24 protein-coding genes are annotated in these 22,399 nt (G+C 53.8%); 9 read left to right on the top strand and 15 right to left on the bottom strand.

The window, feature by feature from the left end:
- Nucleotides 1-18: 18 nt before the first annotated feature.
- On the top strand, nt 19-1,017 hold the full coding sequence (locus IB214_RS07090; RefSeq protein ID WP_096756259.1) for a bile acid:sodium symporter family protein: 999 nt from the start codon (nt 19-21) through the stop codon (nt 1,015-1,017).
- Here IB214_RS07090 and IB214_RS07085 read toward each other — a convergent pair.
- From IB214_RS07085 to zipA, 3 genes are all read right to left on the bottom strand, one after another.
- On the bottom strand, nt 1,014-1,232 hold the full coding sequence (locus IB214_RS07085) for a DUF3820 family protein (protein ID WP_045445890.1): 219 nt from the start codon (nt 1,230-1,232) through the stop codon (nt 1,014-1,016). The genes IB214_RS07090 and IB214_RS07085 overlap by 4 nt on opposite strands.
- Before the next feature lies 1 nt (nt 1,233).
- A complete protein-coding gene (gene ligA / locus IB214_RS07080; protein WP_115257836.1) occupies nt 1,234-3,249 on the bottom strand; it encodes an NAD-dependent DNA ligase LigA in 2,016 nt (671 codons plus the stop codon).
- A gap of 71 nt (nt 3,250-3,320) precedes the next feature.
- Nucleotides 3,321-4,310 carry a cell division protein ZipA gene (gene zipA, locus IB214_RS07075; protein ID WP_115257835.1) on the bottom strand — a complete coding sequence of 330 codons (990 nt, stop codon included), beginning with the start codon at nt 4,308-4,310 and terminating at the stop codon, nt 3,321-3,323.
- Nucleotides 4,311-4,540: 230 nt separating this feature from the next.
- Between zipA and cysZ the strand changes: the two genes are divergently transcribed.
- The 5 genes from cysZ (at nt 4,541) to crr (ending at nt 9,401) form a co-directional block, all read left to right on the top strand.
- Nucleotides 4,541-5,302 (top strand): sulfate transporter CysZ, encoded by a 762-nt coding sequence (cysZ, locus tag IB214_RS07070; protein WP_117343554.1) that lies wholly within the window; start codon nt 4,541-4,543, stop codon nt 5,300-5,302.
- A gap of 163 nt (nt 5,303-5,465) precedes the next feature.
- Nucleotides 5,466-6,437: a cysteine synthase A gene (gene cysK / locus IB214_RS07065; RefSeq protein WP_115257833.1), complete on the top strand. Its 972-nt coding sequence runs from the start codon at nt 5,466-5,468 to the stop codon at nt 6,435-6,437.
- Between the two features lie 383 nt (nt 6,438-6,820).
- Nucleotides 6,821-7,078: a phosphocarrier protein Hpr gene (ptsH, locus tag IB214_RS07060; RefSeq protein WP_002913505.1), complete on the top strand. Its 258-nt coding sequence runs from the start codon at nt 6,821-6,823 to the stop codon at nt 7,076-7,078.
- A 45-nt stretch (nt 7,079-7,123) separates the two neighbouring features.
- Nucleotides 7,124-8,851 (top strand): phosphoenolpyruvate-protein phosphotransferase PtsI, encoded by a 1,728-nt coding sequence (gene ptsI / locus IB214_RS07055; protein WP_115257832.1) that lies wholly within the window; start codon nt 7,124-7,126, stop codon nt 8,849-8,851.
- A 40-nt stretch (nt 8,852-8,891) separates the two neighbouring features.
- Complete coding sequence (crr, locus tag IB214_RS07050) at nt 8,892-9,401, top strand: PTS glucose transporter subunit IIA (protein WP_049841435.1); 510 nt, start codon at nt 8,892-8,894, stop codon at nt 9,399-9,401.
- Nucleotides 9,402-9,539: 138 nt separating this feature from the next.
- Here crr and IB214_RS07045 read toward each other — a convergent pair whose 3' ends face one another.
- Together IB214_RS07045 and pdxK are read right to left on the bottom strand one after the other, a co-directional pair.
- Entirely contained in the window at nt 9,540-9,779 is a 240-nt protein-coding gene (locus IB214_RS07045) for a cytoplasmic protein (protein WP_096756253.1), read from the bottom strand.
- Entirely contained in the window at nt 9,776-10,642 is an 867-nt protein-coding gene (gene pdxK / locus IB214_RS07040) for a pyridoxine/pyridoxal/pyridoxamine kinase (RefSeq protein WP_115257831.1), read from the bottom strand. Before pdxK ends, IB214_RS07045 begins: the two co-directional genes overlap by 4 nt.
- An 82-nt stretch (nt 10,643-10,724) precedes the next feature.
- Here pdxK and ptsJ point away from each other — a divergent pair, with 82 nt between their 5' ends.
- Both ptsJ and IB214_RS07030 read left to right on the top strand, forming a co-directional pair.
- On the top strand, nt 10,725-12,017 hold the full coding sequence (ptsJ, locus tag IB214_RS07035) for a transcriptional regulator PtsJ (protein ID WP_117343553.1): 1,293 nt from the start codon (nt 10,725-10,727) through the stop codon (nt 12,015-12,017).
- 13 nt (nt 12,018-12,030) lie between these two features.
- Entirely contained in the window at nt 12,031-12,747 is a 717-nt protein-coding gene (locus tag IB214_RS07030) for a type 1 glutamine amidotransferase (RefSeq protein WP_117343552.1), read from the top strand.
- Between the two features lie 91 nt (nt 12,748-12,838).
- Here the strand turns inward: IB214_RS07030 and cysM are convergent, their stop codons facing one another.
- The 10 genes from cysM to IB214_RS06980 form a co-directional block, all read right to left on the bottom strand.
- On the bottom strand, nt 12,839-13,750 hold the full coding sequence (gene cysM, locus IB214_RS07025; protein ID WP_115257828.1) for a cysteine synthase CysM: 912 nt from the start codon (nt 13,748-13,750) through the stop codon (nt 12,839-12,841).
- 118 nt (nt 13,751-13,868) lie between these two features.
- A complete protein-coding gene (gene cysA / locus IB214_RS07020; protein WP_117343551.1) occupies nt 13,869-14,966 on the bottom strand; it encodes a sulfate/thiosulfate ABC transporter ATP-binding protein CysA in 1,098 nt (365 codons plus the stop codon).
- Nucleotides 14,956-15,831: a sulfate/thiosulfate ABC transporter permease CysW gene (cysW, locus tag IB214_RS07015; protein ID WP_115257826.1), complete on the bottom strand. Its 876-nt coding sequence runs from the start codon at nt 15,829-15,831 to the stop codon at nt 14,956-14,958. The genes cysA and cysW overlap by 11 nt, the downstream gene beginning before the upstream one ends.
- Nucleotides 15,831-16,664, bottom strand: coding sequence for a sulfate/thiosulfate ABC transporter permease CysT (gene cysT / locus IB214_RS07010; protein WP_096756246.1), 834 nt, complete (start codon nt 16,662-16,664; stop codon nt 15,831-15,833). The genes cysW and cysT overlap by 1 nt, the downstream gene beginning before the upstream one ends.
- On the bottom strand, nt 16,665-17,678 hold the full coding sequence (gene cysP / locus IB214_RS07005; protein WP_117343550.1) for a thiosulfate/sulfate ABC transporter substrate-binding protein CysP: 1,014 nt from the start codon (nt 17,676-17,678) through the stop codon (nt 16,665-16,667).
- 157 nt (nt 17,679-17,835) lie between these two features.
- Entirely contained in the window at nt 17,836-18,627 is a 792-nt protein-coding gene (ucpA, locus tag IB214_RS07000) for an SDR family oxidoreductase UcpA (RefSeq protein WP_096756244.1), read from the bottom strand.
- 198 nt (nt 18,628-18,825) lie between these two features.
- Nucleotides 18,826-19,725, bottom strand: a complete 900-nt coding sequence (gene yfeX / locus IB214_RS06995; RefSeq protein WP_096756243.1) for a porphyrinogen peroxidase — start codon at nt 19,723-19,725, stop codon at nt 18,826-18,828.
- A 93-nt stretch (nt 19,726-19,818) separates the two neighbouring features.
- Nucleotides 19,819-20,394 (bottom strand): RpoE-regulated lipoprotein, encoded by a 576-nt coding sequence (locus IB214_RS06990; protein ID WP_117343549.1) that lies wholly within the window; start codon nt 20,392-20,394, stop codon nt 19,819-19,821.
- Between the two features lie 60 nt (nt 20,395-20,454).
- Complete coding sequence (locus IB214_RS06985; RefSeq protein WP_115257824.1) at nt 20,455-20,904, bottom strand: DUF2919 domain-containing protein; 450 nt, start codon at nt 20,902-20,904, stop codon at nt 20,455-20,457.
- Nucleotides 20,891-21,316: a GNAT family acetyltransferase gene (locus IB214_RS06980; RefSeq protein ID WP_096756240.1), complete on the bottom strand. Its 426-nt coding sequence runs from the start codon at nt 21,314-21,316 to the stop codon at nt 20,891-20,893. Before IB214_RS06980 ends, IB214_RS06985 begins: the two co-directional genes overlap by 14 nt.
- Nucleotides 21,317-21,528: 212 nt before the next feature.
- On the opposite strand from IB214_RS06980, the gene amiA reads away from it, so the two are divergent.
- On the top strand, nt 21,529-22,398 hold the full coding sequence (gene amiA, locus IB214_RS06975; RefSeq protein ID WP_117343548.1) for an N-acetylmuramoyl-L-alanine amidase AmiA: 870 nt from the start codon (nt 21,529-21,531) through the stop codon (nt 22,396-22,398).
- Nucleotide 22,399: the final 1 nt, after the last annotated feature.

The raw sequence follows: 22,399 nt of genomic DNA, 5'->3' as shown, positions 1-22,399 counted from the left end.
CGAATTCCAGGAGCTTTTATGAAACTTTTTCGTATCCTCGATCCGTTCACGTTGACGCTGATTACCGTTGTGTTACTGGCATCTTTTTTTCCCGCCGAGGGTGGATTTGTCCCTTTCTTTGAAGGGTTAACCACCGCAGCGATTGCCCTGCTGTTCTTTATGCATGGGGCCAAACTCTCACGAGAAGCCATTATTGCCGGCGGTAGCCACTGGCGGTTGCATCTGTGGGTGATGTGCAGCACCTTTGTCGTCTTCCCGGTGCTGGGCGTGCTGTTTGCCTGGTGGGCACCGGTTAACGTCGATCCGATGCTGTACACGGGTTTCCTGTATCTGTGCATTTTGCCTGCCACGGTGCAGTCGGCGATTGCCTTCACCTCGCTGGCCGGTGGTAACGTGGCCGCCGCCGTATGCTCTGCCTCCGCCTCCAGCCTGTTGGGTATTTTTCTCTCACCGCTGTTGGTCGGTCTGGTGATGAATATGCATGGCGCAGAAGGCAGCCTTGAGCAGGTAGGTAAAATTATGCTGCAACTGCTGCTGCCATTCGTGCTGGGGCATCTTTCACGCCCGTGGATTGGTAACTGGGTGTCACGACATAAAAAATGGATCGCTAAAACGGACCAGTCTTCGATTCTGCTGGTGGTTTATTCTGCCTTCAGCGAAGCCGTGGTGAATGGGATCTGGCACAAAGTCGGGGTAGGTTCACTGTTGTTTATCGTGGTAGTCAGCGTCGTACTGCTGGCTATTGTGATCGGGATAAATGTCTTTGTGGCACGTAAATGCGGTTTCAATAAGGCCGATGAAATCACCATTGTATTCTGCGGGTCGAAAAAGAGCCTGGCGAACGGGATCCCCATGGCAAACATTCTGTTCCCGACGTCGGTGATCGGCATGATGGTGCTGCCGTTGATGATATTCCATCAAATCCAGCTGATGGTCTGCGCGGTGCTGGCTCGTCGCTATAAGCGACAAACTGACGCCTTGCAGGCGCAGCAGGAAGGCCGCGCCGCAAAGGCTTAAAGCGGACGTTTTAGGGGCTGTACCAGCTGCGTCAGCCCCTCAGTTTTAATCAGCAACGTAATTTGCATCAGCTCGCCCAGTTTGCCCGGTGGAAATTCATCCTTACGGGCAAACCACAGCAGATACTCTTCCGGCACATCAATCAACCGACGCCCTTTGTATTTGCCAAAGGGCATGACGGTATTAGCGATGTCAATCAGTTGCTCTTTTTCCATCTCAGGCGCCCAGTAAGCGGATCATCTCCGCTTCATCAATCACAGCGATACCCAGCTCCTGTGCTTTGGCAAGCTTGGAGCCTGCGGCTTCACCGGCAATCACCAGATCGGTTTTCTTCGACACGCTGCCCGCCACTTTCGCCCCCAGTTCGGTCAACCGGGCTTTGGCGTCATCGCGCGACATCTGGCTCAGGCTTCCCGTCAGTACCACCGTTTTCCCGGCAAACGGGCTGTCGATCTCTTCGGCGTTGATGACCACCGGCGCAGGCCAGTGAATGCCCTGTGCCAGTAGCTGGCCAATGACCTCACGGTTGCTCTCTTCGGCAAAGAAGTTAAACACGTGAGTGGCCACCACAATGCCGACGTCAGGGACTTTTTGTAGCTCCTCAATAGACGCCGCTTCCAGCGCATCCAACGTACCGAAATAGCTTGCCAGACCTGCGGCCGTGGCTTCGCCCACTTCACGGATACCCAACGCATAGAGAAAGCGGGCAAACGTGGTTTGTTTGGCTTTTTCCAGCGCATTGACCACGTTTTGTGCCGACTTCGGCCCCATGCGATCCAGCCCCGTCAACTTACCGGCCGTTAACTGGAACAGATCGGCTGGCGTATGGACATACTCTTTCTCGACCAGCTGATCGATAATCTTATCGCCCATGCCGTCCACATCCAGCGCCCGACGCGAAACAAAATGCTTGAGGGATTCTTTACGCTGTGCACCGCAAATGAGACCACCGGTGCAGCGGGTAACGACTTCACCTTCCACACGCTCAACGTCAGAACCACACACCGGGCAATGGGTTGGGAAGACGATTTCACGCGTCTCTTCGGGGCGCTCGGAAAGCACCACGTTCACCACCTGCGGGATCACATCACCCGCGCGGCGAATCACCACCTTGTCACCAATGCGTAAACCCAGACGATCGATTTCATCGGCGTTGTGCAGAGTGGCGTTACTGACCAGCACCCCCGCTACCTGTACCGGTTCAAGGCGAGCGACGGGCGTAATCGCCCCGGTACGTCCGACCTGAAACTCAACGTCGCGCACAAAGGTCATCTGTTCCTGCGCCGGGAACTTAAACGCCACCGCCCAGCGCGGTGCACGGGCCACAAAGCCCAGTTGCTCCTGCAGCGCCAGCGAGTTGACCTTAATCACCACGCCGTCAATGTCGAAGCCGAGCGTTGGTCGGTCTGCTTCAACCTGATGATAGTAAGCAAGTACTTCCTCCGGAGAGTCGCACAACGTGACTCTGTCGCTGACCGGAAGTCCCCACGCTTTGAATTGCAGCAAACGGCCCAAATGGGTATCCGGCAGTTCACCCCCTTCCAGCACGCCGACGCCATAGCAGAAGAAGGTCAGCGGTCGCTTCGCCGTGATACGCGGATCGAGCTGGCGTAATGAACCGGCTGCCGCGTTACGTGGGTTAGCAAACACTTTATTGCCAGTACGACGCGCGTCTTCATTGATTTTTTCAAAACCCGCCTGCGGCAAAAAAACTTCGCCACGTACTTCCAGACGCGTTGGAATATTGTCGCCACGCAGCTTGAGCGGGATCGCGCGAATGGTACGCACATTCGAGGTAATGTCTTCACCGGTCGTGCCATCACCGCGCGTTGCCGCGCTGACCAGCACGCCGTTTTCATACAGAATGCTTACCGCCAGACCGTCCAGCTTCAGTTCACAGCACCAGGTCAGCTTATCCGTACTCTTCAGTCGGTCCTGTACGCGTTTATTGAACGCGAGAAAACTCTCTTCATCAAATACGTTGTCCAGCGACAACATCGGCACTTCATGACGTATCTGACTGAAGGACGCCAGCGGAGCCGCACCGACGCGTTGTGTCGGTGAGTCGGGCGTAATCAGATCCGGGTGCTGAGCTTCCAGTTCACGCAGTTCGCGCATCAGGCGATCATATTCCGCATCGGGAATGTCCGGTGCGTCCATCACATGGTAAAGATACTCATGATGGCGAAGCGTGGTTCGCAGTTCTGTCAGTTGTTGTTCGATTGATTCCATATCGCACCATCAATGATAAAAAACCCCCGACAGGCGGGGGTTCAGAAAGGAGATGTCACGCCAGAGGGCAATCAGGCGTGAGATTCTATAACGTCGCGGATGCGGTCCTGATACTCGCGCAGTTTCTGCGGCGTCATCATGCGACGTTGATCGTCGAGCACCACACCACCCACTTCATCGGCGATGTGCTGCGCTGACTGCAGCATCAGCTTAAAGTTTTGCAGCTCATCCCCGTAGGACGGCACCTGCATAAAGATAGTCACGCCAGGCGTAGTGAAATCGCCGGTCATCTCAGGGTCAAACGTCCCCGGATTCACCATATTGGCCAGACTGAACAGTGACGGGCCGCTGCCATCGGGGCTCAGATGACGATGGAAAATATTCATATCGCCAAATTTAAAGCCTGCCTGCTGAATGCTGTTGAGCAGCACTTCGCCATTGAGTTCGCTGCCATGATGTGCCGCCACGTTCATAATAATGACCGTTTCTTTAGGCTGCGGTTTTTCCACAACGGGCGCTGGCTCAACGACCGGCTCTGGCTGCGGTTGCTCAACAACAGGCTCGGCTGGCTGGAAGGCCTGCGGTGCAGGCTGTGGCGCATGCTGAACCGGCTGCTGAACTTGCGGCGCGACCGGCTGGTGCTGCATCGGCTGCTGTGGTACAGGCTGATGCGACACCGGTTGTACAGGCTGCTGCACAGGCTGAACATGCGGCGGCGGTACCGGCGCTTCAGCGGGCTGCTGCGCGGGTTGACGCGGCTGAGCAGACGCATAAGGCGGCTGGTACTGGTGTTGCGGCGACTGAGGAGGAACACCATGTTCCTGACCGCTGCCGGGAGCATGATTCACACGATGTACGCGGACTTCGCCCACGCCTTCGTCTTCCTCGACGTTATCGTCGATAGAATCCTCGTCATCACGTTTAGACTTCATGCGTTTCAGTGGGCGATCGCGGAATATAGAAGACCGTTCTTTACGGCTAGTCCAGAAACCATGTACCAGTAAAGCGATTATGGCGATCGCGCCAACAATGATTAATATCAGACGCAAATCCTGCATCATTATATTCTCTGTTGTTCTAACACCTTGCCACCACGGCAAACATTTACTCACTAAGAGTATTTGCCGATTACGTCTAGTGCAAGTGTACTCTTGGCTTTCACAGCATAAAGATGAATAAAATCGTGCTTTTTGCTGTTTTTTCGAACATTTCTGAACAGCCTAACGCTCAACAACCCGGTAATATACGCGAAGTTGACCTGGACTTAGACCACAAGGAGCATGTCCCGACTATGGTTTCATCATCTGCAAGTGTACCACGCAGCGGTTTTTATTATTTTTCTCAGGGATGGAAGCTCATCAGCCAACCGGGGATCCGTCGCTTTGTTCTCCTGCCGTTGCTGGTGAACATTTTGCTGATGGGGGGCGCATTCAGGTGGTTATTTAGCCAACTGGATAGCTGGATACCCGCTCTAATGAGTCATGTTCCGGACTGGCTACAGTGGCTCAGTTATTTGCTGTGGCCCATTGTGACATTCTCCGTGCTGCTGGTATTTGGCTATTTTTTCTCCACGCTTGCCAACTGGATCGCGGCACCGTTTAACGGCTTACTGGCTGAACAACTGGAAGCGCGACTGACCGGCGCAACGCCACCCGACACCGGCGTGCTCGGTATTATGAAAGATGTTCCGCGTATTATGAAACGTGAATGGCAAAAACTGGCCTGGTACCTTCCGCGCGCAGTCGTACTGCTGCTGCTCTATTTTATCCCCGGCATTGGACAGACCGTTGCGCCAGTACTGTGGTTCCTGTTTAGCGCGTGGATGCTGGCTATCCAATATTGTGATTACCCGTTTGATAACCACAAAGTGCCGTTCAAAGAGATGCGTACCGCCCTGCGCACGCGCAAAGTCACCAATATGCAGTTTGGCGCGCTGACCAGCCTGTTCACCCTGATCCCTGTGCTCAACATGTTTATCATGCCGGTTGCCGTTTGCGGTGCCACCGCGATGTGGGTAGATTGCTATCGTGCTAAGCACGCGTTATGGAAGTAATGCAAAAATGTGTAAATGCGGGCCGTCTTATGCCCGCTCTTATTCCATACTGCAAGGCATTATTTCTCATCAGCATATAGATATGCGATTTCCTTACTTCCCCATACTTTCTCAACAGGTATGCTGATGCGGTATCCCAATTTCATACAGTTAAGGACAGGCCATGAGTAAGATTTTTGAAGACAACTCGCTGACTATCGGTCATACGCCGCTGGTTCGACTGAACCGTATCGGTAACGGACGCATTCTGGCGAAGGTAGAATCACGCAACCCGAGCTTTAGCGTCAAATGCCGTATCGGTGCCAATATGATTTGGGATGCCGAAAAACGTGGTGTGCTGAAACCGGGTATTGAACTGGTTGAACCGACCAGCGGTAACACCGGTATTGCCCTGGCCTACGTTGCTGCCGCGCGCGGTTACAAGCTGACCCTGACGATGCCGGAAACGATGAGTATTGAGCGTCGTAAGCTGCTGAAAGCGCTGGGTGCAAATCTGGTGCTGACTGAAGGCGCAAAAGGCATGAAGGGCGCGATTCAGAAAGCAGAAGAAATTGTTGCCAGCAATCCGGAAAAATTCCTGCTGCTTCAGCAATTCAGTAACCCGGCTAACCCGGAAATTCACGAAAAAACCACCGGCCCGGAAATCTGGGAAGACACCGATGGTCAGGTGGATGTGTTTATCTCCGGCGTTGGCACCGGCGGTACGCTGACCGGCGTTTCCCGTTATATCAAAGGAACCAAAGGCAAAGCGGATTTGATCACCGTTGCCGTAGAACCGACAGATTCTCCGGTCATCGCTCAGGCGTTGGCGGGTGAAGAACTCAAGCCTGGCCCACATAAAATTCAGGGCATTGGCGCTGGTTTCATTCCGGGCAACCTCGATCTGAAACTGATTGATAAAGTGGTTGCCATCACTAACGACGAGGCTATCTCTACCGCGCGTCGCTTGATGGAAGAAGAAGGTATTCTGGCAGGTATCTCTTCAGGAGCCGCGGTTGCTGCCGCGCTTAAACTCCAGGAAGATGAAACCTTTACCAATAAGAATATAGTGGTTATTCTACCGTCATCGGGTGAGCGTTATCTGAGCACTGCACTGTTTGCCGATCTCTTTACTGAGAAAGAACTGCAACAGTAATGCCAGCATGTTAAAAACGCGTAAAAAAGCACCCTTTTGGGTGCTTTTTTGTGGCCTGCTTCAAAGTTTCGCCCCACCTGGCATTGATTCAACCCGCCGGAACTGGTATTTAACCAAACTAATTATTTTGATGCGCGAAATTAATCGTTACAGGAAAAGCGCGAGCTGAATCGATTTAATGATTTGGTTCAATTCTTCCTTTCGCGGCATAATGTTTAATGACGAAAGAAACGTCAGTGGCAAGAAGTTGCCCGCAACGGATTGCACCGAACTCCTTTTGTGTCGCGACCTGTTTAGGTCGACGCTAACAATACAGGCTAAAGTTGAGCCGCCAGGCTAGACTTTAGTTCCACAACACTAAACCTATAAGTTGGGGAAATATAATGTTCCAGCAAGAAGTTACCATTACCGCTCCGAACGGTCTGCATACTCGCCCTGCTGCTCAGTTCGTTAAAGAAGCAAAAGGCTTTACGTCTGAAATTACTGTGACTTCCAACGGCAAAAGCGCTAGCGCCAAAAGCCTGTTTAAACTGCAGACTCTGGGCCTGACTCAGGGCACCGTTGTTACCCTTTCCGCAGAAGGCGAAGACGAGCAGAAAGCAGTTGAGCATCTGGTTAAACTGATGGCTGAACTCGAGTAAGTTCAACGAGTTCTTTTCAATATCAGTCACAAGTAAGGTAGGGTTATGATTTCAGGCATTTTAGCATCCCCGGGTATCGCTTTCGGCAAAGCACTGCTGCTGAAAGAAGACGAAATCGTCATTGACCGGAAAAAAATTTCTGCCGACAAGGTTGATCAGGAAGTTGAACGTTTTCTGAGCGGTCGTGCCAAGGCATCTGCGCAACTGGAAGCGATCAAAACCAAAGCTGGTGAAACGTTCGGTGAAGAAAAAGAAGCCATCTTTGAAGGGCATATCATGCTGCTCGAAGATGAGGAGCTGGAGCAGGAAATCATAGCCCTGATTAAAGATAAGCACATGACGGCTGACGCAGCTGCGCATGAAATTATCGAAGGTCAGGCCACCGCTCTGGAAGAGCTGGATGATGAATACCTGAAAGAACGTGCGGCTGACGTACGTGACATCGGTAAACGCCTGCTGCGTAACATCCTGGGTCTGGCAATTATTGACCTGAGCGCTATTCAGGACGAAGTTATCTTGGTTGCCGCCGATCTGACACCGTCAGAAACCGCACAGCTGAACCTGAATAAGGTGCTGGGTTTCATCACTGACGCGGGTGGACGTACTTCCCATACCTCAATCATGGCGCGTTCTCTGGAACTGCCTGCCATCGTGGGTACCGGCAGCGTCACCTCTCAGGTGAAAAACGACGACTATCTGATTCTGGATGCCGTAAACAATCTGGTTTACGTCAATCCAACCAACGACGTTATTGAGCAACTGCGTGCCGTTCAGGAGCAAGTTGCTACCGAGAAAGCGGAACTCGCTAAGCTGAAAGATCTGCCAGCTATCACGCTGGACGGTCATCAGGTTGAAGTGTGCGCCAACATCGGTACCGTGCGTGACGTTGAAGGCGCTGAGCGTAATGGCGCTGAAGGCGTGGGTCTGTATCGTACCGAATTCCTGTTTATGGACCGTGACTCGCTGCCAACTGAAGAAGAACAGTTTGCTGCGTATAAAGCCGTTGCTGAAGCCTGTGGCTCGCAGGCGGTCATCGTGCGTACCATGGACATTGGCGGCGATAAAGAACTGCCGTACATGAACTTCCCGAAAGAAGAAAACCCGTTCCTGGGCTGGCGTGCTATTCGTATCGCGATGGATCGTAAAGAGATCCTGCGTGACCAGGTTCGTGCCATCCTGCGTGCCTCTGCTTTCGGCAAACTGCGCATCATGTTCCCAATGATCATCTCTGTTGAAGAAGTACGCGCACTGCGCAAAGAGATCGAAATCTACAAACAGGAACTGCGCGACGAAGGCAAAGCATTTGACGAAACCATTGAGATTGGCGTGATGGTGGAAACACCGGCTGCGGCAACCATTGCACGTCATTTAGCCAAAGAAGTTGACTTCTTTAGTATCGGCACCAATGATTTAACGCAGTACACCCTGGCAGTTGACCGTGGTAATGATATGATTTCCCACCTTTACCAACCGATGTCGCCATCTGTTCTGACGCTGATCAAGCAAGTTATTGATGCTTCTCATGCTGAAGGCAAATGGACCGGCATGTGTGGTGAGCTTGCAGGCGACGAACGTGCTACACTTCTGTTGCTGGGGATGGGTCTGGACGAATTCTCTATGAGCGCCATTTCTATCCCGCGCATTAAGAAGATTATCCGTAACACGAACTTCGAAGATGCGAAGGTGTTAGCAGAGCAGGCTCTTGCTCAACCGACAACGGACGAGTTAATGACGCTGGTTAACAAGTTCATTGAAGAAAAAACAATCTGCTAATCCACGAGATGCGGCCCAATTTACTGCTTAGGAGAAGATCATGGGTTTGTTCGATAAACTGAAATCTCTGGTTTCTGATGATAAGAAAGACACCGGAACTATTGAGATTATAGCTCCGCTCTCTGGCGAGATCGTCAACATCGAAGACGTGCCGGATGTAGTTTTTGCTGAAAAAATCGTTGGTGATGGCATCGCTATCAAACCAACCGGTAACAAAATGGTTGCCCCTGTAGACGGCACCATCGGCAAAATCTTTGAAACCAACCATGCGTTCTCTATCGAATCTGATAGCGGCATTGAGCTGTTCGTTCACTTCGGTATTGATACCGTTGAACTGAAAGGCGAAGGCTTCAAGCGTATTGCTGAAGAAGGTCAACGCGTTAAAGTGGGCGACCCGGTTATTGAATTCGATCTGGCACTGCTGGAAGAAAAAGCCAAGTCTACCCTGACGCCGGTTGTTATCTCCAACATGGACGAAATCAAAGAACTGATCAAACTGTCCGGTAGCGTGACCGTGGGCGAAACCCCGGTTATCCGCATCAAGAAGTAATTCTGCGTAGGCCGGATGAGGCGTTTACGCTGCCATCCGGCAATCAGGCAGCACTTTACCGGATGGCGCAGCGCTTATCCGGCCTACAAAGAAACTCTCACCGTAGGCCGGATAAGGCGTTCACGCCACCATCCGGCATTAAATCTGCGAGGTCATCGGGCGGTAACACGCTTCGCGCATCAAAATTTTCATCCCTTCAGGCCCGCTTTCCAGCATCCGTCTTTCTGAATCCGCCACCAGCAGTTCACAGTCATATCCTCCGGCAATACCAAACATCGCGCGCGCCACGCAGATATCTTCCAGCGCCTCGGTGCCGCTGGTATCGAAATGCCCCACTAAACGTCCATGCTGGCGAACCACCAACCGATAACTCTTCATCGCGCCTCCCCTGCCGGCGGCAGAATTAATTCATCACACCCGCACAGGTGGGTCCAGGTCATCACTTCCAGCACGCGCTGCGCAGCATCATGTGTGGCGGCGGTAAGCGCTTTTCCTGCAACGATACCGCTTATCAGTTCAGCGCAAAACAGATCGCCGGTTCCCTTGAGGTCCGTTTTCACCCGCGGGTGGGCTAACACCTCAACCGTTTCAGCCGTCACCACCGCCACGTTGATAACCTCCTCGACATCACCCGGCGCACTGGTTATTACCACCCATTTCAGCGTGTCGGTAAGCAGAGATTTTGCCGCCAAAATCGCCTCATCGAGCGTGCGACACGGTTTTCCACTCAGCATTTGCAGTTCAAACACGTTCGGCGTCACGCCCTGCGCCAGCGGGAGCAGGTGCGTGCGGTACGCCTCCGGAATCTCGGCCTTCACGTACATCCCGCTGTCGATATCACCCATCACCGGATCGACCAGAATACACAGCTCTGGATGCGCGGCGCGAACGGTTTCCAGCCACCGTGCGAGCAGCGCTATCTGCTCTGCGCTTCCCATATAGCCGGTCGTTACCGCCTTGAGTTCACGTAAGGCATCGCGCTCATGTAAAGCAGTGAGATAACCATTAAACCAGTCGCCGGGGATAATCCCGCCATAAAAGGTTTCATAATGTGGGGTGTTACTGAACAGCACCGTCGGTACCGCCGTCACCCGTAACCCATGCGCTTTAATGGCCGGCACGGCAATACTGTTGCCTACGCTGCCATACACCACCTGTGACTGGACGGCGACGATATCGGTTTGTAACGCCCGATGCTTGTCGTCGAAGAGCACTGACTGTATTTCACTCTCCTGCTCCATAAACCTCTCCTCTCGCTGGACAGCGGGCTGATGCCTCACTATTATCGTCATATGCTAAAATTCATTTTGTCATAGGTCAATAATGATCGACGGAAAAACCGCTAATGAAATTTTTGACAGTATTCGTCAACATATCACTACAGGCGCACTTGTCGCAGGAGACACGCTGCCGCCGGTCAGGGATCTGGCAACGGTATTAAACGTTAATCGCAATACTGTCGCAGCGGCCTATAAACGCCTGGTCACTACCGGACTGGCACTTAGCCTGGGACGTAACGGCACGGTAATCAAGGGCGTATCCTCGCCCGTTGCGCTGGAAGGGGGGAATCCGGATACACCGCTAACCGACCTTTCCGGCGGCAATCCTGCGCCTTCACGCCTCCCCGACCTGAGTCACTATTTCGCGAAAATAAATAAACACCCCCGCTTGTATGGCGACGAGGTCGTCTCCCCTGGGCTTAAGACGTGGGCGACGCAATGGATGCAGGATGTCCTGCCCGGCCCAGGTGAAATTGATATTACCAGCGGCGCCATTGATGCCATCGAACGGCTACTGTGCGCCCATTTGCTGCCGGGTGATAGCGTCGCCGTCGAAGATCCCTGCTTTTTAAGCAGCATCAATATGCTGCGTTATGCCGGGTACTCAGCAAGCCCGGTCAGCGTGGACAGCGAAGGCATGCAGCCAGACATGCTGGAGCTGGCGCTACAGAAAGGAGCTCGGGCGGTGATCATCACCCCGCGCGCGCACAATCCAACCGGCTGTAGCCTCAGTGCTATCCGCGCCGCCCGGTTGCAGGATATCCTGTCACGTTACCCGCAAACGCTGGTGATTATCGACGATCACTTTGCCCTGCTGTCCGCATCCCCGTTGTTTCCGGTGATTGCGCCGCAGACAAAACACTGGGCAGTCATCTGTTCGATGTCAAAAACATTAGGCCCGGATCTACGCCTCGCCATCGTTGCCAGCGATCCCGATACCTCGGCAAAACTGCGTCTGCGGCTTAACGCCGGCAGTCAGTGGGTCAGCCATCTGTTGCAGGATTTGGCCTGCGCCTGTCTGAGTGATGAGAACTATCAGCGCACGCTGGTGCAGACTCAGCAGTTTTACGCCTCTCAGCAACAAAAGCTGACCCAGGCCCTTCAGCAACAGGGCATTGAACTTGCCGCAGGCGATGGTCTGAATCTGTGGCTGCCGCTACAGACCCACAGCCAGTCGCTCGCTTTCGCGCTGGCGAAAGCCGGCTGGCTGGTACGAGAAGGCGAAGTATTTGGCATCAATGCGCCGTCACACGGCCTGCGCATTACGCTGTCAACATTAGACGACCACGACATTACCAGGCTGGCGGCTGATATTCATCAGGCGCTGAAGCGCTAACCGGAGAGAATACATGCGAGTTCATTTTGTTATTCATGAGTCATTTGAATCTGCTGGCGCATATCTGCCATGGGCCGAAGAACGCGGTTACGCCATCAGTTGGTCGCGCGTTTACGCCGGAGAGTCCGTTCCCGCCAGTACCGACGGTTTCGATATGTTGGTGGTCTTCGGTGGCCCGCAATCACCGCGTACCACGCTGGCAGAGTGCCCATATTTTGATGCTCAGGCTGAACAGCACCTGATCAACCAGGCGATTGCGGCGCGTAAGATTGTGGTCGGTATTTGTCTCGGTTCGCAGCTGATCGGTGAGGCTCTGGGAGCGAGAGTGTGTCAAAGCCCGGAAAAAGAGATTGGTCATTACCCCATTACGTTGACCGACGCAGGTAAAACGCATCCGCTGATCGCCCACTTCGGTTCACTGCTGATGGTCGGGCACTGGCATAACGATATGCCGGGGTTAACCGATCAGGCTACGGTTCTTGCCACCAGCGAGGGTTGCCCACGACAAATTGTGCAGTACGGTAATTTTGTCTATGGTTTCCAGTGCCATATGGAGTTCACTGCCGAAGCGGTTGAAGGGCTGATCCAGCACTCAGAGCAGGAACTGGCGGATGCCAAAGGTAAACCGTTTATTCGATCCGTTACAGAAATGCGTGCATGGAACTACCAGCAGATGAACGAGAAACTGTGGCAGTTCCTTGATCTGCTGGTAGAAAAACGTAACGATTGAACATTGCAGGCCGGATAACACGCTTTACGTCATCATCCGGCGATCGTGTCGTATGTTTGCCTGATGGCGCTACGCTTATCAGGCAAACAAATTAGATCCCTAATCCCTGGTTGAAATGCTCTTCACCGAACACGCCGGTCGAGAGATAGCGATCGCCGCGATCGCAAACGATCGCCACCACAACCGCACCAGGATTTTGCTCTGCTATACGGCGCGCACCGGCTACCGCGCCGCCGGAACTCACACCACAAAAAATACCCTCGCGAACCGCCAGTTCACGCATGGTTTTCTCAGCGTCGTCCTGATGAATATCCAGAACTTCATCCACCAGCGAAGCGTTAAAAATCCCCGGCATATATTCCGCGGGCCAGCGACGTATCCCCGGAATACTGCTGCCCTCTTCCGGTTGTAATCCGACGATGGTCACGGGTTTGTCCTGCTCGCGTAGAAAACGCGACACGCCAGTAATGGTGCCGGTGGTGCCCATACTGGAAACGAAATGAGTGATACGGCCTGACGTTTGCTGCCAGATCTCCGGCCCGGTAGTGGTGTAATGCGCATACGGATTATCAGGGTTGTTAAACTGATCGAGTAGCGTGCCCTCACCGCGCTGAGCCATCTCCAGGGCTAAGTCGCGCGCCCCTTCCATGCCCTGCTCTTTGCTAACCAGAATCAGCTCAGCACCGTAGGCGCGCATCGCGGCACGACGCTCCTGACTCATGTTGTCCGGCATCAACAGCTTCATACGATAGCCTTTCAGCGCAGCAATCATCGCCAGCGCGATCCCGGTATTGCCGCTGGTCGCCTCGATCAGCACATCACCAGGCTTAATTTCTCCACGTTTTTCCGCTTCGACAATCATCGACAACGCGGCGCGATCTTTCACCGACCCTGCCGGGTTATTGCCTTCCAGCTTGACCCAAATTTCACTGCCGTTATCCGGCGCCAGACGTTGCAGTTTTACCAGAGGCGTATTGCCAATTGTTTGTTCTAATGTGTTCACGTTTTCTGCTCAATAAAATGCCGGGTGGCGCTGCGCTTACCCGGCCTACAGGTCATGATTTTGCCCGTAGGCCCGGTAAGCATAGCGCCACCGGGCGATAACAATGCGAATTAACCTATCAGGCGGATTGTGCCAGAGCAAGTTCGGTTTCACGCGTTTCAATCCGCTGTTCACCGTTATACAAACGCGCATTTTGCAGTCCCACAAACAGACGTTCACCGCGGCTTGGGGGGTTATCACCCTGCATCACCACCGTCAGCGGCTCGCTATACCACCCCAGTGGCTGGACAACTAATTGGGTGTAGTGACCTTTCGGACTGGCTTCCAGCACCTGTACCGGCAGCGGCGAATCGAGGCTGGTACGGCGGCTCACATCGACTTCCCACGGACGCAGGAACAGATCGACCGGTCCCTGATACGCGGGCGTATATCCCAGCGGCCAGCGATGCGCGCCAACGTGGAACTGCCCACCGCTTACGGTGCCCTGCAGGCGGTTCACTTCGCCCATAAACTCCAGCACAAAGCGGGTGGCCGGTTCACGCCATACCTGATCCGGCGCATCGGCCTGCTCGATATGACCCTGGCTCATCACCACCACGCGGTCCGCCACTTCCGTCGCTTCTTCCTGATCGTGGGTAACGAACACGCTGGTGAATTTCAGTTCTTCATGCAACTGACGCAGCCAGCGACGCAATTCTTTACGCACCTGGGCATCAAGCGCGCCAAATGGTTCGTCGAGCAGCAGGATCTGCGGCTCTACCGCCAGCGCACGCGCCAGCGCCACGCGCTGCTTTTGACCGCCGGAAAGCTGCGCAGGGAAGCGTTCTGCCAGATGGGCCAACTGTACCATTTCCAGCAGTTTGGTGACTTTTGCTTTGATCGCCGCCGCATTCGGACGCTCGCGACGTGGTAGTACCGTCAGACCAAAGGCGATATTGTCGAAGACGGTCATATGCCGGAACAGCGCGTAGTGCTGGAATACAAACCCCACCTTACGCTCGCGAGCGTGCAGACGACTGACGTCCGTACCGTGAAAGCGAATATGCCCGCTGGACTGATGCTCCAGCCCGGCAATAATGCGCAGCAGCGTAGTTTTTCCTGAACCGGACGGCCCCAGCAGCGCGACCATCTGACCTGAAGGAATATCCAGTGAGATATCGTTCAGCACCTGGGTGCGACCAAAAGACTTCTTAATATTGGCAATCTCAATGCTCATGATTTTCCTCCTGCTGCGCGCGTTTTTCCTGGTTCTCCAGACGCCATTGCAACATGCTCTTCAAAAACAGGGTAACAATCGCCATCAGCGTTAATAACGCCGCAGCGGTAAAGGAGCCGACGGTGTTGTAGTCCTGCTCCAGTAATTCAATCTGCAGAGGCAGCGACAGGGTTTCGCCGCGAATAGAGCCGGACACCACCGATACCGCGCCAAACTCGCCAATCGCGCGGGCGTTGGTCAGCACCACGCCGTACAGCAGCGCCCAGCGAATGTTTGGCAAGGTCACGCGGCGGAACATCTGCCAGCCGGATGCGCCAAGTAGAATAGCCGCCTCGTCCTCATTGCTGCCCTGGCTCAACATCACCGGTACCAGCTCACGCACCACAAACGGACAGGTGACGAAGACCGTGACCAGCACCATTCCCGGCCAGGCGAACATCACCTGCAGGTTGTGCTCATCCAGCCAGCCGCCGAGCGGGCCGTTGGAACCATAAAACAGCAGATAGACCAGACCGGCGACCACTGGCGACACGGCAAACGGGATATCCAGCAACGTCAGCAGCAACTGGCGACCGGGGAAGTTAAAGCGCGTGACCAGCCACGCCAGCAGCACGCCAAACACCAGATTCACCGGTACCGCGATCAGCGCAATCAGTACCGTTAGCCAAATGGCGTGCAGCATGTCCGGGTCGGCCAGGTTCTGTAATACCGGCATTAATCCCTTGCTGAACGCCTGCACGAAGATATAAATCATCGGCACCAGCAAAATGAACGCGGAGACCAGCATACCGGTGCCGATCAGAAACCATTTCCCCCAGTTGATGCGGGGCGCGCCATAGCGTTTCAATTGGGTAATCTCTGCCATCAGTGACCTACCACGCGTCGACCAAAGCGACTCTGCAGGGTGTTAATCGAAAACAGCAGCAACAGCGATGCCCCGAGGATCACCGACGCAATCGCGCTGGCGGCGGGATAGTCAAACTCCTGCAAGCGGACAAAAATCATCAGCGAAGTGACTTCCGTTTTCCAGGCGATGTTCCCGGCGATGAAGATAACCGCACCAAATTCCCCCAGGCTGCGGGTGAACGAAAGTGCGATCCCGGCAACCAGCGCCGGAGATAATTCCGGCAGCACCACTTTACGAAAGCTCTGCAAGCGCGTGGCGCCGAGCGTTTCCGCAGCTTCTTCATACTCCGGGCCTAACTCTTCCAGCACCGGCTGTACGGTACGCACTACGAACGGAATGCTGGTAAACGCCATGGCGACCGCAATACCGAGCCAGGTGTAGGTTACTTTAATATCCAGTTTCGCCAGCCACTCGCCGTAAAAACCGTTAACCGAAAACAGCGAGGCCAGCGTCAGGCCCGCCACTGCCGTAGGCAGCGCAAACGGCAGGTCCATTAACGCATCCAGCAGCGTGCGACCTGGAAAGCGATAGCGGGTTAAGATCCACGCCATCAGCAGGCCGAACACGCCGTTAAAGATCGAGGCCACAAACGCGGACAGCAGCGTTACCTTATAGGCTGCCACCACCTGCGGATTGGTAATCACTTCCCAGTATTGCGCCCAGCTCATTTGCGCCAGTTGCATCACCAACGCACTGAGCGGCAGCAGCAATATCAGGCAGACAAACAGTAAGCTGGTGCCCAGGCTTAAGGTAAAGCCGGGCAGCACGCGTCGGGAGGAAACAGCAAACATTTACTTACGCCCCGCCGCCAACAGTTTGTCCAGCTCACCGCCGCTGACAAAGTGCGTTTTCATCACCTCAGGCCATGCGCCAAACTGATCTTCCACGCGGAACAACTCGGTCTGCGGGAATTTATCTTTCAGCTTGTCCATCACCTGCGGGTTATTCACACGGTAGTAGTAGTCCGTGATGATGGTCTGCGCCTGCGGGCTGTACAGCCAGTTCAGGTAGGCTTTCGCCGCTTTCTCAGTGCCATTGGCCTGCACGTTTTTATCGACCCACGCCACCGGGAACTCGGCGAGGATATTGGTCTTAGGAATAACGACCTCGAAACCCTGCGCTTCATACTGCTTACGAATGTTGTTCACTTCTGATTCGAAGCTGATCAGCACGTCGCCCAGCCCACGTTCCGCAAAGGTGGTGGTGGCACCGCGACCGCCGGTATCAAAGACTTCAACATTTTTCAGGAACTGGGTCATGAACTGTTCGGTTTTAGCTTTATCGCCGCCGTCCGCTTTTGCCGCCGCACCCCACGCCGCCAGATAGGTATAGCGCGCGTTACCGGAGGTTTTCGGGTTTGGGAAGATCAGTTTGACGTCAGAACGCACCAGGTCATTCCAGTCATGGATGTTTTTCGGGTTCCCTTTGCGCACCAGGAAGCCCATTGTGGAATAGAACGGCGAGCTGTTATTTGGCAGACGGCTTTGCCAGTCGGCCGGAATCAGCTTTCCTTTGTCATGCAGAATCTGCACGTCAGTGACCTGGTTATAGGTGACGACGTCGGCTTTCAGCCCCTGCAGAATCGCTAGCGCCTGTTTTGATGACCCGGCATGAGATTGTTTAATCGACAGCTTGTCACCGCCGTTATCCTGCGCCCATTGCTGTTCAAACGACGGGTTAAGGGCGGCAAACAGCTCGCGAGACACATCATAGGAACTGTTCAGCAGTTCTGTTGCCTGCGCCTGGCCGACCAGCAGCAGCGCCGCCAGCGTCAGAGTTCTTTTTTTCAGTAAGTTAACGGCCATTGCGCACCCTTATAAATTTAATGACTTTCTTATGGCCATCATATTTATAACGGGAGTAAAAGGAGTAACGGTTTTATATACCGTTTGATGATTTGAAAGTTGAAAAGAGAATAAGAGGTAACTCCTCCCCTGTTCGCGGGGAGGAGACAGGCATCACTCAGACGCCGACGCTAACGCTTTCTGGCAGGGTACTGCCGCCATCGATCACGTTCTGCGTGCCGGTTAAGTAGCTGGACTCATCAGACGCCAGGAACGCCGCCAGTTCACCGACTTCAAGCGGACACGCCAGGCGACGCAGCGGAATGGCTTTTGCCATTTCAGTCAACACTGATTCCGGATCGTCCGGGTTAGACTGACGCGCGATGTTTTCCGCCATTGGCGTGCGGACATAGCCGGGGCAAATCGCATTAACGCGGATGCCGGATTGCGCGTATTCCACCGCCAGCGATTTGGTTAAGCCGATAATCGCGGCTTTTGACAGTGCATAGGCCGTTTCGCCCGGATCGGCGACCATATCGCCGGTGACGGATGACATCATCACGATGCGCCCATCCTTGCGAGCAACCATCTCCGGCAGAACGGCTTTCGTCACGTTCCAGACACCTTTGATGTTGATATCAATATGGAAGTCGCGATCTTCATCGCTCATTTCAAGGAAGCTGCCGAGACGGCATACGCCTGCGTTGTTGACCAGAATATCGATTTTGCCCTCAATGTTCTTCGCGCGTTTTACCGCCGCGGTGACAGAAGCAAAATCTCTGACGTCCGCATGAACTGCCGTACAACGGTGACCGCGTCCAACAAGCTCATCCGCCAGTTTTTCAATCTCATCGGAGATATCCAGCAAGATCAGGTTCGCACCGTGGCGGGCAAATGTTCTGGCGATCCCTTCGCCAATACCCTGAGATGCGCCCGTAATCAATGCTGTTTTGCCCGTGAGTTTTCCCATTTCAATATTCTCCTTTTGAATATGAAGCATCCGCTTCATTCACGCAGAAGATACAGCATTAACAAATCAGTGCTGCGAAATGGCTCACTAAATCAGGTTAATTTCAGGTAAAAAAAATCCCCGACGGTGCGGGGAGATGTATTTTACGCCAGTGTGTAGGCCGGAGAAGGCGTTATGCCACCATCCGGCAACTCACTCTCACAGCGCCATTAAGCGGTCCAGCGATGGCGCAAAATAATAGCCGCCGGTCACCGGCTTGGTGAAGCGCAGCATGGCGTCACGTTTACCGTCGGTGTCGCCGAACATGCTCAGCAGTTGCTGCTCAATATTGTGCAGGCGCGCGCAGTAAGCGCAGAAGTACAGACCGTGCGTACCGCTGGCGGTACCGTATGGCAGGCTCTGGCGGACAATTTTCAGCCCTTTACCGTCTTCTTTCAAATCCACGCGGCTCAGGTGAGAGGTGGCCGGGCGATCGTCGCCGTCGATCTCTTCGTTGGCTTCTTTGGTGCGACCAATCATCATTTCCTGATCGTGGATGCTCATGCGGTTCAGCTGCTTCAGGTTGTGCTCCCAGCGCTGCACGAACACATAGCTACCACCCGCATCCACGCCATCTTTGATAACCGCAACGTCACGACGCGTCTCTTCCCCGGCCGGGTTTTCCGTACCATCAACGAAGCCGCTCAGATCACGCTCTTCGACCCAACGGAAACCGTGGATCTCTTCTTTCACGTCGATGCAATCACCAAAGGCGTCCATGGCCGCCTGCGCAACAGAGAAATTCACGTCATGACGCAGAGAAAGAATGTGGATCAGCACGTCATACTGCGTTGCCGGGGCCAGACCTTTACCGTAAGGGATAAAGTCCTTTAACTCTTCAGCCCCTACGCCGCCGCTCAGCGTGCGCCAGGTTTTGTTACCGAAAGCCACAACCGCGCCCAGATGTGCATCCGGGAATTTTGCTTCAAAGGTCGCCAACTTATCAGCAAATGTTTTGCTGGCAGCGCGCAAAGCCTCAACGTCGCCTTTTACATTGGCTTCAATCCAAATCGCCGCACGGCAATGTTCTGGCAAAATGCCACTCTGAACCTGAGACATTGTTCCTCCTGAAAAAAAGATGCCACGACCTCGTGGCATTGATGGGCGTTATTCTACCTGTTTTTTTAGTCTGTCGATTTGTTCAGACGCAAATTAACGCCGCCAGATAATTTTGCTTACTTTCCAGTCTTTCAGCGTATCGTCAGACGGCATTATGCCTTCAGGACCGCTCCACTCACCGGAAAAAATGTAGCTAATATGCTGACTTCCCTCAGCTTTACACTCAACACCTGCACTATCATCGCCGGTCGCTTTCTGGCAATTACCGAACGCTTTGGTGTAAAGGTCACTAAACGGTGTACCGATTTCTGCACCGGACGCTGACGAAATATCGCCGTCCAATACATCAATACGGCTGATGGTCCCCCCATCGCCATTGATCACCATCGCCAACTTATCTTCTTTCATTGCTTCAAAAAAGCGCACCACATTGCCGTTGTTGGTCTTCATCCCGCTGCGCAGGCGATAATCTCCGTCCAGCGCATCGGCAATGGCTTTCTCATCCAGCGGCGTCGCAGCAGTGAGTTGTCCCACCCCCTGCTCGGTGACTTCCGTCGAAGAACCAAACCAGTTCCACGGATTTGCGGCGGACCAGTTCACCGACGAGAGCGTCGAGCAGCCAGTCAGTACCAGCGGCATCGCGCATAACATCAAACGCAGCGATTTCATCTCACATCCTTTCTTTATTAATTAACGTTGCTTGGAGTCCGGCTTCATAAAAAAGTGCCGTTATTCTTTTTCGATGGCAAAACAGGCACGTAAACGCGGGTTAGTCAGTAGCCAGACCAGGGCGACAACATCGGCTACCAGCAGCGCCAGCCCAACGCCATTGACCGGATCGCCCCCCAACCACAGCAGTGGCTGCCAGCAAAGCAACGCCAACTGGGCCAAAATCAGTAATCCGCGCAGCCAGCGCCACAGCGCAGGAAATGCAAAACGCCGCCCGCTGAGTAAAAACGCCAGCACTGCGGGAACACCTGGGAGCAATCCCAGCCAGAACGCATCGTGATCGGGGTAAAACAAATTCAGTAAGGTGTTGCCCTGCTCGCGAGAAGATCCCGCAATCACAAACAGCACCCACGTGCGCGCCTGAAGCAACAGCACGCACCAGAACAAAACAGGGAGGCGCAGACGCCCGTGACCGTCATAGTCGGCGGGATGAAACTCAGTACTCTTCATCTTCAATCAAGCGCTTGCCCAGATTGAGTACGTCAGCATGTTCATATCCCAGACGTTCATACATGCCCAGCACGATGTCATTGTCGTCACGCACCATAATTTGAATCTTCGGACATCCGCGGGCAATGAGCTTTTTCTCCAGCCGGCTTAGCAGTGCATTCGCAATGCCACGAGCACGAAATTCAGGGTGTACGCCAAGATAGTACGCTGAGCCGCGATGACCGTCGTAACCCCCCATCACCGTGCCAACGACTTCACCGTTCACCTCAGCGACCAGGAACAAGCTGACGTCGTGATTCACCTTACGCTCAATATCCATTTCCGGATCGTTCCATGGACGCAGCAGGTCGCAGCGCTCCCAGAGGGTGATAACCTCTTCGAAATCTTCCTGGCGAAATACGCGTATCTCCATGGTATTGAGACCCTTTTTAGCCCTAAAAATAGTGATTATGGCGTGAACAACTGATTAAGCCAATATCTGACGCGAAGCGGCGTAAAAAATGGCATAATAGGCAACTGTCACGTATTGAAATGAAAAGTAAAACAATTATTATCCCGATCCGTCGCAACGGACTACGCGATACGATATAACATCTGGAACTTATTTATTACAACTCAGGCCGTATGAGCACTTTTAAACCACTAAAAACTCTCACATCGCGCCGCCAGGTGCTGAAAGCCGGGCTGGCTGCCCTGACGCTGTCAGGTATGTCGCCAGCTATCGCTAAAGAAGAAGCGCTAAAAACCAGCAATGGTCACAGTAAACCGAAAGCGAAAAAATCAGGCGCAAAGCGCGTTGTGGTTCTCGATCCGGGTCACGGTGGCATTGATACCGGGGCAATTGGTCGCAACGGTTCGAAGGAAAAACACGTGGTGCTGGCGATTGCCAAAAACGTGCGCTCCATCCTGCGTAGCCAGGGGATCGATGCCCGGCTGACCCGCTCCGGCGATACCTTTATTCCGCTTTACGACCGCGTCGAGATCGCCCACAAGCACGGTGCCGACCTGTTTATGTCCATCCACGCTGACGGTTTTACTAACCCCAGCGCGGCGGGGGCGTCGGTCTTTGCTCTGTCTAACCGCGGCGCCAGTAGCGCCATGGCAAAGTATCTGTCCGATCGTGAAAACCGCGCGGATGAAGTCGCCGGGAAAAAAGCTACCGACAAAGATCATTTGTTGCAGCAAGTGCTGTTCGATCTGGTTCAGACCGACACTATTAAAAATAGCCTGACCTTAGGGTCGCACATCCTGAAGAAGATCAAGCCAGTACACCGTCTGCACAGCCGCAGTACAGAACAGGCCGCCTTCGTGGTACTAAAATCGCCGTCCATTCCTTCGGTGCTGGTAGAAACCTCATTTATTACCAACCCGGAAGAAGAACGCCTGCTGGGCACCACGGCATTTCGGCAGAAAATTGCCACCGCTATCGCCAATGGCGTTATCAGCTATTTCCACTGGTTTGATAACCAGAAAGCCCACTCGAAGAAACGTTAAT

It is taken from the genome of Citrobacter sp. C1, assembly GCF_014596895.2.
GTDB classification, from domain to species: Bacteria; Pseudomonadota; Gammaproteobacteria; order Enterobacterales; family Enterobacteriaceae; genus Citrobacter; species Citrobacter gillenii.
This window is presented reverse-complemented; position numbering and strand designations above follow the sequence as displayed.

What these genes read in the sequence shown, in the direction of transcription:
- IB214_RS07090 (WP_096756259.1), top strand. Translation starts at nt 19, where the DNA reads ATGAAACTTTTTCGTATCCTCGATCCGTTCACGTTGACGCTGATTACC.
- IB214_RS07085 (WP_045445890.1), bottom strand. Translation starts at nt 1,232, where the DNA reads ATGGAAAAAGAGCAACTGATTGACATCGCTAATACCGTCATGCCCTTT.
- ligA (WP_115257836.1), bottom strand. Translation starts at nt 3,249, where the DNA reads ATGGAATCAATCGAACAACAACTGACAGAACTGCGAACCACGCTTCGC.
- zipA (WP_115257835.1), bottom strand. Translation starts at nt 4,310, where the DNA reads ATGATGCAGGATTTGCGTCTGATATTAATCATTGTTGGCGCGATCGCC.
- cysZ (WP_117343554.1), top strand. Translation starts at nt 4,541, where the DNA reads ATGGTTTCATCATCTGCAAGTGTACCACGCAGCGGTTTTTATTATTTT.
- cysK (WP_115257833.1), top strand. Translation starts at nt 5,466, where the DNA reads ATGAGTAAGATTTTTGAAGACAACTCGCTGACTATCGGTCATACGCCG.
- ptsH (WP_002913505.1), top strand. Translation starts at nt 6,821, where the DNA reads ATGTTCCAGCAAGAAGTTACCATTACCGCTCCGAACGGTCTGCATACT.
- ptsI (WP_115257832.1), top strand. Translation starts at nt 7,124, where the DNA reads ATGATTTCAGGCATTTTAGCATCCCCGGGTATCGCTTTCGGCAAAGCA.
- crr (WP_049841435.1), top strand. Translation starts at nt 8,892, where the DNA reads ATGGGTTTGTTCGATAAACTGAAATCTCTGGTTTCTGATGATAAGAAA.
- IB214_RS07045 (WP_096756253.1), bottom strand. Translation starts at nt 9,779, where the DNA reads ATGAAGAGTTATCGGTTGGTGGTTCGCCAGCATGGACGTTTAGTGGGG.
- pdxK (WP_115257831.1), bottom strand. Translation starts at nt 10,642, where the DNA reads ATGGAGCAGGAGAGTGAAATACAGTCAGTGCTCTTCGACGACAAGCAT.
- ptsJ (WP_117343553.1), top strand. Translation starts at nt 10,725, where the DNA reads ATGATCGACGGAAAAACCGCTAATGAAATTTTTGACAGTATTCGTCAA.
- IB214_RS07030 (WP_117343552.1), top strand. Translation starts at nt 12,031, where the DNA reads ATGCGAGTTCATTTTGTTATTCATGAGTCATTTGAATCTGCTGGCGCA.
- cysA (WP_117343551.1), bottom strand. Translation starts at nt 14,966, where the DNA reads ATGAGCATTGAGATTGCCAATATTAAGAAGTCTTTTGGTCGCACCCAG.
- cysW (WP_115257826.1), bottom strand. Translation starts at nt 15,831, where the DNA reads ATGGCAGAGATTACCCAATTGAAACGCTATGGCGCGCCCCGCATCAAC.
- cysT (WP_096756246.1), bottom strand. Translation starts at nt 16,664, where the DNA reads ATGTTTGCTGTTTCCTCCCGACGCGTGCTGCCCGGCTTTACCTTAAGC.
- cysP (WP_117343550.1), bottom strand. Translation starts at nt 17,678, where the DNA reads ATGGCCGTTAACTTACTGAAAAAAAGAACTCTGACGCTGGCGGCGCTG.
- ucpA (WP_096756244.1), bottom strand. Translation starts at nt 18,627, where the DNA reads ATGGGAAAACTCACGGGCAAAACAGCATTGATTACGGGCGCATCTCAG.
- yfeX (WP_096756243.1), bottom strand. Translation starts at nt 19,725, where the DNA reads ATGTCTCAGGTTCAGAGTGGCATTTTGCCAGAACATTGCCGTGCGGCG.
- IB214_RS06990 (WP_117343549.1), bottom strand. Translation starts at nt 20,394, where the DNA reads ATGAAATCGCTGCGTTTGATGTTATGCGCGATGCCGCTGGTACTGACT.
- IB214_RS06985 (WP_115257824.1), bottom strand. Translation starts at nt 20,904, where the DNA reads ATGAAGAGTACTGAGTTTCATCCCGCCGACTATGACGGTCACGGGCGT.
- IB214_RS06980 (WP_096756240.1), bottom strand. Translation starts at nt 21,316, where the DNA reads ATGGAGATACGCGTATTTCGCCAGGAAGATTTCGAAGAGGTTATCACC.
- amiA (WP_117343548.1), top strand. Translation starts at nt 21,529, where the DNA reads ATGAGCACTTTTAAACCACTAAAAACTCTCACATCGCGCCGCCAGGTG.